The sequence below is a fragment of the Psychrobacter sp. Ps3 genome, from assembly GCF_022129275.1.
GTDB lineage: Bacteria > Pseudomonadota > Gammaproteobacteria > Pseudomonadales > Moraxellaceae > Psychrobacter > Psychrobacter submarinus.
Genome location: NZ_JADQAL010000027.1, coordinates 25,129 through 38,800 on the forward strand (window position 1 = coordinate 25,129; position 13,672 = coordinate 38,800).

General features: G+C 44.9%; 8 protein-coding genes and 1 tRNA gene. All 9 read right to left on the reverse strand.

Annotated elements, in window-relative coordinates:
- Positions 1-97: 97 nt before the first annotated feature.
- On the reverse strand, positions 98-4,318 hold the full coding sequence (rpoC, locus tag I3248_RS09030; RefSeq protein ID WP_238063369.1) for a DNA-directed RNA polymerase subunit beta': 4,221 nt from the start codon (positions 4,316-4,318) through the stop codon (positions 98-100).
- 160 nt (positions 4,319-4,478) lie between these two features.
- Entirely contained in the window at positions 4,479-8,597 is a 4,119-nt protein-coding gene (gene rpoB / locus I3248_RS09035; RefSeq protein WP_238063370.1) for a DNA-directed RNA polymerase subunit beta, read from the reverse strand.
- A gap of 791 nt (positions 8,598-9,388) precedes the next feature.
- Positions 9,389-9,763 carry a 50S ribosomal protein L7/L12 gene (gene rplL / locus I3248_RS09040; protein WP_025644946.1) on the reverse strand — a complete coding sequence of 125 codons (375 nt, stop codon included), beginning with the start codon at positions 9,761-9,763 and terminating at the stop codon, positions 9,389-9,391.
- A gap of 122 nt (positions 9,764-9,885) precedes the next feature.
- Complete coding sequence (gene rplJ / locus I3248_RS09045; protein WP_238063371.1) at positions 9,886-10,413, reverse strand: 50S ribosomal protein L10; 528 nt, start codon at positions 10,411-10,413, stop codon at positions 9,886-9,888.
- Between the two features lie 416 nt (positions 10,414-10,829).
- Entirely contained in the window at positions 10,830-11,531 is a 702-nt protein-coding gene (gene rplA / locus I3248_RS09050; protein ID WP_201601903.1) for a 50S ribosomal protein L1, read from the reverse strand.
- Positions 11,532-11,963, reverse strand: a complete 432-nt coding sequence (rplK, locus tag I3248_RS09055) for a 50S ribosomal protein L11 (RefSeq protein ID WP_025644953.1) — start codon at positions 11,961-11,963, stop codon at positions 11,532-11,534.
- A gap of 95 nt (positions 11,964-12,058) precedes the next feature.
- Positions 12,059-12,589, reverse strand: coding sequence for a transcription termination/antitermination protein NusG (gene nusG / locus I3248_RS09060; protein ID WP_201601906.1), 531 nt, complete (start codon positions 12,587-12,589; stop codon positions 12,059-12,061).
- Positions 12,590-12,659: 70 nt separating this feature from the next.
- Complete coding sequence (gene secE, locus I3248_RS09065; RefSeq protein WP_238063372.1) at positions 12,660-13,157, reverse strand: preprotein translocase subunit SecE; 498 nt, start codon at positions 13,155-13,157, stop codon at positions 12,660-12,662.
- Between the two features lie 52 nt (positions 13,158-13,209).
- Positions 13,210-13,285: transfer RNA gene (locus I3248_RS09070), tRNA-Trp, on the reverse strand.
- Positions 13,286-13,672 lie beyond the last annotated feature (387 nt).

Consider the following 13,672-nt stretch of genomic DNA (forward strand, 5'->3'; position numbering starts at 1 on the left):
TTTTACTGAGTCTGACTATATTTTATGCATAAAAAAGCCAGCACGAGGCTGGCTTTTTTACTGTTAAATTAAACAGAGCTCATAAGTTAAACAAAGCTTAGTTATCTTGGTTCAGCTCTTGAGCGAAGGCTTCATCGAAACTTGTAAAGTCTTTATTTTCACTTGTAGCTGTACCCATATCGAACGCAGCATTAAGATCTGAGTCTTGCAGCTTTTGTTCTGCTTTGTCTTTACGCGCGTTGTGATACGCAAGACCAGTACCTGCAGGAATCAGACGACCGACGACGACATTTTCTTTTAGGCCACGTAGCTCATCAACTTTACCCGTCACCGCCGCCGCAGTTAACACTCGCGTGGTTTCCTGGAACGAAGCTGCTGAGATAAAGCTTTCCGTTGCCAGACTCGCTTTGGTGATACCTAACAATTGACGCTCATACTGAACTGGGAATTTATTCTCAGCTTCCAGTTTGGCATTCAAGGCTATGACATCAGCGTACTCGACCTGATCACCTTTGAAGTGACTAGAGTCGCCCGCATCTGTAATCTCAACTTTGCGCAGCATCTGACGAATAATAACTTCAATGTGCTTATCGTTGATCTTCACGCCTTGCAAGCGGTAAACGTCTTGTACTTCGTTAACGATATAGTCTGCAAGAGCCGTCTGACCTTTTAGACGTAAGATGTCGTGCGGGTTTTGCGGACCATCAGCGATGATCTCGCCGCGTGCCACAGTCTCGTTTTCGAAGACGTTGATTTGACGCCATTTCGGGATCAGCTCTTCATGCGTCTCACCATCTTCGTTAGTAATGATAAAGCGGTTCTTACCTTTGGTCTCTTTACCAAAGCTCACCACACCTGTCATCTCAGCCATAATGGCGTGATCTTTCGGACGACGTGCTTCGAATAAATCGGCGACGCGTGGTAGACCACCGGTAATATCTTTAGTACCAGAAGATGCTTGTGGGACACGGCCTAAGATCGAACCTGCCGCTACTTTTTCACCATCGCTGACGCGAATGATGGTTTCTGCAGGTAAGAAATAAACCACTTCTTTGCCCGCATCAGTATTCAAGATAATAGCAGGACGTAAGTCTTTAGCATTACTTGAACGGTCACGAGTCGCTAGAATCTCAAACGAGCTCATACCTGTGGCATCATCGACTTTAACGGTCGCTGTACTACCATCAACGATATCACTAAAGCGCGCCGTACCGGCGAATTCTGTGATAATTGGATGCGTATGCGGATCCCACTTAGCAATCGTTTGACCACCATCTACTTTATCGCCATCTTTGACGAGGACGCTTGAACCGTAAGGTACTTTATAACGCTCACGCTCACGACCAAGATCGTCAGTCAAAGCAATTTCTGCAGAGCGAGAGACGATAACTAAATGACCATCGGTATGCTCAACCGTTTTCATATTGTCAAATTGTACTTGACCGGCGTTACGCGCTGAGATGCTATTATCCACAGATGCTGAGCTTGCTGCCCCGCCCACGTGGAAGGTACGCATGGTAAGCTGAGTACCTGGCTCACCGATAGACTGCGCTGCCATAACCCCAACTGACTCACCGATATTGACTTTATGACCACGAGCCAAGTCACGACCATAACACTGCGAACAAACGCCGTGCTCAACTTCACAAGTGATAACTGAGCGTACCCAAATATCATCAATAGCGTTTTCGTCTAAGATGTTTACCCACTGCTCATCGATTAACGTACCAGCCGGAATCAGCACTTTTGAGTCATCATCATTATAAGTCACATCACGCGCAGTCACTCGCCCTAGCACTAAGTCACCAAGTTTTTCGATGATCTCGCCACCTTGGATGTGCGGCGTCATGAACAGACCTTGCTCGGTGCCACAATCATCGCTAGTGATGACTAAATCTTGCGCAACATCGACGAGACGACGAGTCAGATAACCTGAGTTTGCAGTCTTCAAAGCGGTATCAGCTAGACCTTTACGCGCACCATGCGTTGAGATGAAATACTGTAGTACGGTCAGGCCTTCACGGAAGTTCGCTTTAATTGGTGTTTCAATGATAGAGCCATCCGGTTTTGCCATAAGGCCACGCATACCAGCGAGCTGACGAATCTGTGCAGCACTACCACGAGCACCAGAATCTGACATAATAAAGATTGAGTTGAAGGATTTTTGCTCTTCTTCCTCACCCTTAGCATTCATAATCTTGTCAGTCGCTAGGTTATCCATCATCGCTTTAGCAACTTTGTCGTTGGTACGCGACCAGATATCGACAACTTTGTTATAGCGCTCACCGGCAGTGACGAACCCTTGCTCAAACTGATCTTCGATTTCGCGGACTTCAGCGTCTGCGGTGTCGATGATTTGTTTTTTGCTTGGCGGAATGACCATGTCATCAAGACCGATAGAAACGCCAGATAAAGTCGCTTGTGCAAAACCTAAGTACATCAACTGGTCAGCGAACATAACGCTGTCTTTGACGCCCATTTTACGATAGCAAGAGTTGATCAAACCTGAGATGTTTTTCTTAGTCATCTCTTGGTTGCACTCTGCAAACGCCATACCTTTTGGCATGATGTTCCAAATCAATAGGCGACCAGCAACGGTCTCTTTCAGACTTGTCGACTCTGTGGTGTTACCTTCTTCATCAGTCTGCGTTTCAGTGACACGCACTTTGATCAAAGCATTGACGTGCAAATCGTTCGAGCCAATAGCACGTAAGGCTTCGTTGACTGTCGCAAACACCATGCCTTCACCTTTGGCATTGATCGATGAGCGACTGATGTAGTATAGACCTAAGACCACGTCTTGTGACGGTACGATAATCGGATCACCGTTAGCAGGTGACAAGATATTATTCGTTGACATCATCAAGGCGCGTGACTCTAGTTGAGCCTCAAGCGTCAATGGTACGTGAACGGCCATTTGGTCACCGTCAAAGTCAGCGTTAAACGCGGTACAAACTAGCGGATGCAGCTGAATCGCTTTACCTTCGATCAGTACAGGTTCGAACGCTTGTAGACCCAATCTATGCAGCGTTGGTGCACGGTTGAGTAGCACTGGATGCTCACGGATAACCATAGCCAGCATATCCCACACTTGCGGCTCTTCACGCTCGACCATCTTTTTGGCCGCTTTAATCGTGGTCGCCATGCCGTGTGATAACAGCTTGGCATAAGTAAATGGCTTAAATAACTCTAATGCCATCTTCTTTGGTAGACCGCACTGATGCAAACGTAGCGTCGGACCAACAACGATAACCGAACGACCAGAATAATCGACACGCTTACCAAGTAGGTTTTGACGGAAACGACCTTGCTTACCTTTAATCATATCGGCCAAAGATTTTAGTGGACGCTTATTACTACCAGTAATGGCACGGCCACGGCGACCGTTATCAAGTAAGGCATCGACTGACTCTTGTAGCATACGCTTTTCGTTACGCACAATGATATCAGGGGCGCTAAGCTCCAATAGACGCTTCAAACGATTATTACGGTTGATGACACGGCGATACAAATCGTTAAGATCGGACGTCGCAAAACGGCCACCTTCTAGCGGTACTAGCGGACGTAAATCTGGTGGTAGAACTGGTAAAATATTCATTACCATCCACTCAGGCTTATTATTAGAGTCGCGGAAAGCTTCTAATAACTTTAGACGCTTAGACATTTTTTTGAGCTTAGTCTCAGAGCCGGTTTGCGGAATTGCTTCGCGCAGCTCATCAATCTCGATATCGATATCGATGTCTTTTAATAAGTCTTGAACGGCTTCTGCGCCCATCTTAGCTGTGAACTCGTCGCCGAACTCTTCAAGCGCGCGGTAGTAGTCTTCGTCATCAAGCAGCTGATACTTCTCAAGACTCGTCAAGCCTGGCTCAGTAACAATATAGCTCTCGAAATAAAGTACGCGCTCGATGTCACGTAGCGTCATGTCTAATAAAAGACCGATGCGGCTTGGTAATGATTTTAAGAACCAAATATGCGCGACAGGGCTAGCCAGATCGATATGACCCATACGATCACGGCGAACTTTGGCTGTAGTGACTTCTACGCCGCATTTTTCGCAGATGACGCCTTGGAACTTGCGGCGCTTATATTTACCACAAAGACACTCAAAGTCTTTTACTGGGCCAAAGATTTTGGCACAAAATAGACCATCGCGCTCAGGTTTAAAGGTACGATAATTAATGGTTTCTGGCTTTTTGACTTCACCATGCGACCAAGACTTGATCACATCTGGTGAGGCTAAAGTAATTTGAATGCTATCAAACTCACGATTACCGCTCGCGGTAGGGCTTTGCATGATATCGAGTAAATCTTTCAAGTTGCTTCTCCGTTATCTTTATAATCTTCTAAGCGGTACCTAAAAGTACAAGCTGCTTAGACGACTGAAGGCAATGAATTGGGATGAGATAAAGACTAAAAGCAGCCGTATCAATCATACTTTACTGCTTTTAGTCTAACGCTTAAGCGTCAATAAGGGCTTAATTGTTTTCTTTTAACTCAATATTGATACCCAGTGATTTGATTTCTTTGGTCAGTACGTTGAACGACTCAGGCATACCTGGATCCATATACTGCTCACCATCGACGATGTTTTTGTACATACGCGTACGGCCTTCGACATCATCTGACTTCACCGTTAGCATCTCTTGCAAGGTATAAGTCGCACCATATGCTTCTAGTGCCCACACTTCCATCTCACCGAATCTCTGACCACCAAACTGGGCTTTACCTCCGAGTGGTTGCTGGGTGACCAGCGAGTAAGAACCGGTAGAACGCGCGTGCATTTTGTCGTCGACTAAGTGGTTCAGCTTGAGCATATACATATAACCGACCGTCACTTTGCGGTCAAACTGCTGACCAGTACGACCATCATATAGTACTTGCTGACCATCGCGGTCGAGTCCTGCAAGCTCAAGCAAGTCTTTGACTTGATGCTCATGCGCGCCGTCAAACACTGCGGTACCCATTGGCACACCGCCGCGCAAGTTGCCCGCTAGCGCCATGATATCATCATCACTTAAGCTATCAAGATCAACGCTTTCACCGCCTACTTTATTGTAGATTTGGTCTAAGAAATCACGTAGATCTTTCATTGCTGCTTGAGCTTTGAGCATGTTATCGATCTTCTCGCCCAAGCCTTTGGCTGCCATACCTAAGTGAGTCTCTAAGACCTGACCGATATTCATACGCGAAGGAACACCTAGCGGGTTCAAGACGATATCGACGGTGTTGCCATGCTCATCATAAGGCATGTCTTCGACCGGCATAATGCGCGATACCACACCTTTGTTACCATGACGACCAGCCATCTTATCACCAGGCTGAATACGACGCTTCACCGCAAGATAAACCTTGACGATTTTTTGTACGCCATGCTGCAAGTCGTCCCCTGCAGTTAGTTTGCGTTTTTTCTCGGCAAACTTCACATCGATATCTTTTTGCTTATCGACTAAGTACTCAGCGATTTGCGTGAGACGCTCAGCGATGTCTTCTTCAACTGGCTGAATATCTAGCAAAGTCTCAAGGCTCATCTCTTTCATGTCGGCCGCTTTCATAACCGTACCGGCTTTGAGACCTGAACCACCACTGACTTTTTGACCGTCGAGTAAGTTACCGATACGGCCACGCGCCGCTTCTTCAAAGATACGTAGCTCTTCTTTTAGATCTTTACGGTAGCTATCGAGCTGTGATTTTTCAATCGCACGGGCACGCGCATCTTTTTCGACACCGTCACGGGTGAAGACTTGTACGTCAATGACCGTACCTTTGCTTGACGTTGGGACACGTAGTGAGGTGTCTTTGACGTCAGCGGCTTTTTCACCGAAGATGGCCCGTAGTAGTTTTTCTTCAGGCGTCAGCTGCGTCTCACCTTTTGGCGTGACTTTACCGACTAAGATATCACCGGCATCCACTTCAGCACCGATATATACAATACCTGCTTCGTCTAGGCTAGACAGCGCCGCTTCACCGACGTTTGGAATATCAGCAGTGATCTCTTCGGTGCCAAGCTTAGTATCACGAGCCACACAAGTGAGCTCTTGAATATGAATGGTGGTGAATCGATCTTCTTTTACGACCTTTTCAGATAGAAGAATCGAATCCTCGAAGTTATAACCATTCCACGGCATAAAGGCGATACGAATGTTCTGACCTAACGCTAGCTCACCAAGATCGGTCGATGGACCGTCAGCCAAGATATCACCAAAAGCAATCTCATCACCTTGGTTAACGATGATACGCTGATTGATACAAGTGTTTTGGTTAGAGCGCGTATATTTGATCAAGTTATAGATATCGATACCCGCTTCACCAGCGACCATTTCATCTTCATTAACACGTACGACGATACGCGAAGCATCAACGTCTTCGATCACACCGCCACGCTTAGCGATAACACAGACACCCGAATCACGAGCGACGTGACGCTCCATACCTGTACCAACTAATGGCTTATCAGCGCGTAGCGTCGGAACCGCCTGACGCTGCATGTTCGAGCCCATAAGCGCTCGGTTAGCATCATCATGCTCTAGGAATGGAATCAGACCAGCGGCTACTGACACGACCTGACTTGGCGACACATCCATATGCGTCACTTTGTCAGCTGGCATACGCACAAACTCGCCATAGCTACGCACGCTGATCATCTCCTCGCTAAGCTCACCTTTATCATTCATGGGTGAGTCAGCTTGAGCGATTACCGTACCGACCTCTTCGATAGCAGATAGGTATTCGATAACATCAGTTACTTTACCATCGACCACTTGGCGATAAGGCGTCTCTAAGAAACCAAAGCTATTAGTCTTAGCAAAGGTCGCTAGTGAGTTGATCAAACCAATGTTTGGACCCTCTGGTGTCTCAATTGGGCAGACACGGCCGTAATGCGTATCGTGTACGTCACGCACTTCAAAACCGGCACGCTCACGGGTCAAACCACCTGGTCCCAATGCAGAAACACGGCGTTTATGCGTGACTTCTGATAGCGGGTTGTTTTGATCCATAAACTGCGACAACTGGCTAGAGCCAAAGAACTCTTTGACCGCTGCAGCAACTGGTTTTGAGTTAATCAAATCTTGTGGCGATAAGTTATCAGATTCTGCTGATGATAGACGCTCTTTGACTGCACGTTCAACACGAACCAGACCAACGCGGAATTGATTTTCTGCCATCTCGCCCACTGAACGAATACGGCGGTTACCTAGATGGTCAATGTCATCGACTTCGCCGCGACCATTACGAATCTCAACCAGCTCTTTTAGCACGTTGACGATATCGTCATTGGTCAAGACGCTGCGCGCACGCTGCACGTCTGGGTCATCGGTATTATCGAAGTCTAAGCCTAAACGGCGGTTGAACTTCATACGGCCAACGTTAGATAGATCGTAACGATCAGCGTTGAAGAACATACTTTCGAACAGCTTCTCTGCTGTTTCAACCGTTGGTGGCTCGCCTGGACGCATAACCTTATAGATCTCAATCAAGGCTTCTTCGCGGCTTGAAGTGCTATCGGCACGCAGCGTATCAGCGATGTAGCTACCTTGATCGATATCATTAGTAAACAGGATGCTGAATTCTTTGATCGAATCACTTGCTTCAAACGAGTTTAGCTTCACTAATAGCTCATGATCGATAGGCGTGTTTGCATGGGCAACGACTTCGTCATTAACGATAATATCTTCAGCCAAAATACGCTCATAGAGATATTCATCAGGCACGGCGATCTTAGTCATACCCGCCTCTTCGATCTGACGAATACGGCGCGCGTTGATACGTTTGCCCTGCTCGACGATCACATTGCCATTAGGAGCAACGATATCGAACTGCGCCATCTCACCACGCAAGCGATCAGCAACGATATCAATCTCGAACTGCTCCTCACCTTTATAAACCGCGACTTTATCAAAGAATAAGTCTAAAATCTCGCCAGTCGTTAGGCCAAGAGCGCGCAGGATAATAGAAGCAAGGAGTTTACGGCGACGGTCAATACGCGCGAATACTAGGTCTTTAGCATCAAACTCAAAGTCTAACCACGAACCGCGATAAGGAATGATACGAGCGTTATAAAGCACCTTACCACTAGAGTGTGATTTACCCTTATCATGATCAAAGAAGACACCGGGTGAACGATGCAATTGCGAGACGATAACACGTTCAGTACCATTAATGATAAAGGTACCGTTATCAGTCATGAGTGGAATTTCACCCATATAAACGCTTTGTTCACGGATATCTTTGATAGCCGCTTTGCTGTTTTTGTCTTTATGATCTTTGTCTTTAATAATCAGACGGATTTTGACACGCATAGGCGCAGCAAAGGTTGAACCACGTAAGATACACTCACGCTCATCAAACTCCGGCTCTCCTAAATAATATTCAACAAATTGTAGCTCAGCATTACCTGAATGACTCTCAATCGGGAAAATAGAAGAGTAAGCGGCTTGTAGACCAGTATTCTCACGAGCTTTAGGCTTTTTATGCTCTTGCAAAAATTGCTCATAGGAATCTACTTGGATAGACAATAAATAGGGAATGTCCATCACAGTGGGCAATTCAGCAAAACTTTTGCGAATACGCTTTTTTTCAGTATAAGAATATGCCATCGAGAGTCCTTACAGTAAACGTGGAAACAAATAAAAATCGTAGCTAGCGTGCAACAATACTTGGTGATACCATGCAAACTTAGCGACGTATACGATAATACAACCACTTTAAAGGCGATATACTCATCCGAGATCCCTTTAAAGCTAAAACTTCAAACAATTATCACCATGCGTCCATATGCATTTTGATAATCAACACTTTCAAAATCTTTTTTAAATAAATGGGTTATTAAGCCAAACAGTGATATAACTGTATATATATGCGGTGATTAACCTTTGTATCCAATGATTCGCGTCTAGTTTTTAATAAACTATAGCTTGGATAGCAGTTTAAAAGGCGTTTGGTCAGCCGCCGCTATTAAATAAAGCGGATTATTGATAACGGTTAAAAGTACGTCACCGCTAAAAATCAAAGTATCCGTTTGTCTGAATAGCACTAAAGGTGCGATAAATAGTCATCAGCAATAATGTTAATCAGATAAATAATAATAGATATTGAGTTAAGTAGGCCGTGCTAAAAAACAGTTATTGAAAAAGCATGCAGACACAAAAAAACGCCAAACGTCTCAGGACATTTAGCCTAAATTAACAGATTATTCAAAACTACTGTGCTTGCTTGCACTGTGTTTACTTGCATAGCTATCGTGTGTCCTTTTGATGAGTATCCACCACTGGTGATCGGGCGTTAGGCAGACACAAAAGGTCAAGCTAGTAATTATAATAAAAAAGAGCTAGCAATGCAAGGCATTACTAGCTCTTTATGTGCAGTATTAAACTAAATTAAGCTAAGCTTATTTTAGTTCAACAGAAGCACCAGCTTCTTCAAGCTTCTTCTTCAACTCTTCAGCTTCGTCTTTAGACGCGCCTTCTTTGATTGGTGCTGGAGCGCCTTCAACTAGGTCTTTCGCTTCTTTTAGACCAAGGCCAGTCGCTTCGCGAACGGCTTTAATGACGGCAACTTTCTTCTCGCCAAAGCTAGCAAGAACAACGTCAAACTCGTCTTTTTCTTCAGCAGCAGCGCCGCCTTCAGCAGCAGCAGCAGGTGCAGCAGCAGCTACAGCAGCAGTTACGCCGAATTTTTCTTCCATGTCGCTGATTAGCTCAACGATATCCATTACTGACATTTCAGCGATTGCGTTTAACACATCTTCTTTAGATAGTGCCATGAGAACTCTCCGTTATCTGATAAAAATAATTGATTTAATAGCGTATTGATTGACTGTCCACTGTGTTAGATACTGGGACAATAAGCCAATCAAGGCTGTAAAATTTACGTTAAAACAAGCGATTAAGCAGCTTCTTTTGCGTCTTTGATTGCTGCTACCGTGCGAACGAACTTGCCAGGAACTGCGTTCATAGTCTGGACAAGCTTGGTCACTGGTGCATTCATAGTTGCCATCAAGATAGAGATTGCTTCGTCGCGAGTTGGTAGCTTCGATACGCGCTCTAGCTCTTCTGGACCATAAACTTCACCACCGACTGATACAATTTTGGTCTCTAAAGCATTGTTTTCTTTGCTGAAGTCGAAAACGACTCTAGCAGCAGATCCCAAGTCTTCCATAGAGAAAGCCAAAAGTAATGGACCAGTCATACGGTCTGACATGCTCTCAAACTTAGTGCCTTCAAAAGCGCGTTTTGCAAGTGTGTTTTTTACCACTTTTAAAACAACACCTTTTTCACGGGCTTGTACGCGCAGCTCAGTAAGCTTTGCAACACCAATACCGTGATATTCGGCAGCGACTGCTGAGTAAGCATTAGCAGCAACTTCAGACACTTCAGCTACAACTTGTTGTTTTTGCTCTAGCGTTAATGCCATAAGTTGACTCCTTTAATCTTATCAATCCACTTATAATCTAAACCATAAGTGAAAACTGACTTGATACGACACGTTATTAATGCACTAAAAAGTCCATTAATAACGACTAATTACGGCACCATTATCAGACTGACATCAAGTGATAGGTTGCCCTATCGGCTCTTATCAACAACTGGGTGGGTCACCGTCTGCGTAGGACAATTAAGACTTTCATCTGTTATCGATTAACAAAAGCAGCTTATAGCGATTAATAATACCTAAATCATCATCACTATAAACCGCTCTCTACCTACGGTCTTAGACAGCATAGCATTCACTACGCTGACCTAATTCTTAAAATTCTTTACTGCTTAAAATTTGTTGCCGATCAATATTTGTGCTTATTATGGCTCAAATATCAGACAGCTATATTTATCTTATTTAGCCATGCGATATGGTACAGGATCGATGGTTAGACCTGGGCCCATCGTGCTCGACAAAGTGATTTTCTTGATGAAAATACCTTTTGAAGTCGCAGGCTTAGCGCGCTTAAGGTCAGACAATAACGCACGAGCGTTTTCGATGACTTGTTCCGCTGTAAAGCCAACTTGACCAATAGTCGTGTGGATAATACCTGCTTTGTCAACGCGATACTGCGCTTGACCCGCTTTAGTATTAGCAACGGCTTCAGCGACATTAGGCGTGACCGTGCCGACTTTTGGGTTAGGCATCAAACCACGTGGGCCTAAGATTGTACCTAACTGACCGACAACGCGCATAGCGTCAGGAGCAGCGATAACTACGTCAAAGTCCATGTTACCAGCTTTGATTTGCTCAGCTAAATCATCCATCCCAACGATGTCAGCACCCGCTTCTTTTGCCGCTTCAGCAGCAGCGCCTTGCGCGAATACCGCAACGCGCTTGGTCTTACCAGTACCTGCAGGTAGATTAGTAGCACCGCGAACGACTTGGTCAGATTTACGTGGGTCAACGCCCAAATTTACTGCGATGTCGATAGACTCTTTGAACTTCAAAGGTGGCAAATCGTTTAGGATTTGAACCGCTTCTTCAATAGTGTATTGTTTTTCGTTATCGATACGGCTATTGATTTCTTTTTGGCGTTTGGTTAGCTTACTCATTTACACACCCTCCACGGAAATACCCATTGAACGAGCGGTACCAGCGATGGTACGAACAGCAGCGTCAAGATCAGCAGCAGTTAAGTCTGCATCTTTAGTCTTAACGATCTCTTCTAACTGCTCACGATTCACCTTACCAACTTTAGCAGTGTTTGGCGTACCAGAACCTTTAGCGATACCAGCGGCTTTACGTAGTAAATACGCAGCTGGTGGCGACTTCATGATAAAGGTAAAAGACTTATCGTTATATACCGTGATTTCTGTAGGAATCGGCAGACCTGGCTCTTGGTTAGAGGTCGCTGCGTTAAATTCTTTACAGAACGCCATGATGTTCACGCCTTTTTGACCCAAAGCTGGACCGATTGGCGGTGAAGGGTTGGCTTTACCTGCTGGGACTTGTAGTTTGATGTAACCATCAATCTTCTTAGCCATGATTGTCTCCTAATTGGGTGATAACGCCAGTTTGTTAGTCACTATGATCATACGATCAGCGCTTAACAAACAACAGCTCCCCAGTTGATGTCTGTTTAGTCTAGTTTTTCAACTTTACTAAACTCAAGCTCGACCTGCGTGGGTCGATTAAATACGTTTACAGTCAGTTGTAGCTTAGATTTTTCGTAATCTACTTTTTCGACTAGGCCCTTAAAGTCAGTGAACGGACCATCAATAACCAGTAGCTCCTCGCCTGGCTCAAATAGAGTCTTCGGACGCGGCGCAGTTTCAGTCTGATTTAAGCGATTAAGAATACGGTCGGCTTCCGCTTTAGTGATAGGCGCTGGCATCTCTGGTGTACCACCAACAAAACCCATAATACGTGGACAGTCTTTGACAATGTGCCAAGTATTATCGTTCATCTCCATTTCGATCAAGACGTATCCTGGGAAAAACTTACGCTCACTTTTGCGCTTTTTACCGTCTTTCATCTCGACCACTTCTTCAGTGGGCACCAGCACATCACCAAAAGAATCCGCGAAATCACTACGATTAATACGATCAGTTAATGAACGTTGTACTTGTTTTTCATATCCTGAAAACGCTTGGACAATATACCAACGCATATGACGCTCCTGATCTTAGTAGTAGGTTGTGATCAATAAAATATAGCTTAACTAGAGCTAATACGCTCTTCTAGCCAATAAAAATACCAACAAACCAGTTAAAAAAGTTATCCAACAACCAAATAAAGAACCCAACAATCGCTATCACGACAATGGTTTGCCAAGTATATTTAAAAGTCTCGTCTTTACCCGGCCAAGTGACGCGGCGCAGTTCAACTGCCGCATCCTTCAATAATATCTTAAAGGCGCTTCCTTGATTGGTCAGCGCTAGACAAACTAGAGCAAAAACAGCGAGCGCTACAATAATCCCGATACGAACCCAAACGTCATTGGCCGCTTGCCAATAACCTGGTAAGTATTGATTAGAGAAAGTCGCCGCTATTAGAGCAGCTATAGCCAATAGCCATAGCACCATATCTTTAGCTGAACCGGTTTTAGCAACTTCTACCGCAGTGGTATTTTTGGTTGCTGAGACATGCTTTCCTTTCGTCAGCATCGGGCTTGCCGTCGCCTTAGCGTTAGAGGCATCAGATAACTTAGAATCGAGGTTATCCTGATTGTTGCTCATAAAGAACTCGCTTAGGAGAAGGAAACATCAGATAAAGATAGGATAAAAAAGATGGCAGGCGATGTAGGACTCGAACCTACAACCCTCGGTTTTGGAGACCGATGCTCTACCAATTGAGCCAATCGCCTATGGGTGTTAAGGCTGACAATTATACAAGATTTATAGTTAAATGCAAGTATTCAGACGAATTTTATTCAATAATTCCTTTAAATTAAAACTTATAGGTTTTTGTAGGGTGCGCCTAGCGCACCACAGTAATTATGCTATAACTGAGAACAGGTGCGCGAGGCGCGTCCTATGCTAAGCCCAACCCTTATTACCACCTATAAAAAATATAGCCACCCACAAAAAAGCCACCCTCAACAAAGAGAGCGGCTTTTGACTTTGCTAGTACCTATTTAGATTAAGTTAGGAAAATGACAACCTAAACTTTATAGGTAAAGCTCAGCTAGTTACTAAGTATTAGTTGCTTACGCTTGCAACCACACCAGCACCTACAGTACGGCCACCTTCAC

Coding starts and splice junctions, on each gene's coding strand:
- rplJ (WP_238063371.1), bottom strand. CDS start 10,413: ATGGCATTAACGCTAGAGCAAAAACAACAAGTTGTAGCTGAAGTGTCT.
- secE (WP_238063372.1), bottom strand. CDS start 13,157: ATGAGCAACAATCAGGATAACCTCGATTCTAAGTTATCTGATGCCTCT.
- rplA (WP_201601903.1), bottom strand. CDS start 11,531: ATGAGTAAGCTAACCAAACGCCAAAAAGAAATCAATAGCCGTATCGAT.
- rpoB (WP_238063370.1), bottom strand. CDS start 8,597: ATGGCATATTCTTATACTGAAAAAAAGCGTATTCGCAAAAGTTTTGCT.
- nusG (WP_201601906.1), bottom strand. CDS start 12,589: ATGCGTTGGTATATTGTCCAAGCGTTTTCAGGATATGAAAAACAAGTA.
- rplK (WP_025644953.1), bottom strand. CDS start 11,963: ATGGCTAAGAAGATTGATGGTTACATCAAACTACAAGTCCCAGCAGGT.
- rplL (WP_025644946.1), bottom strand. CDS start 9,763: ATGGCACTATCTAAAGAAGATGTGTTAAACGCAATCGCTGAAATGTCA.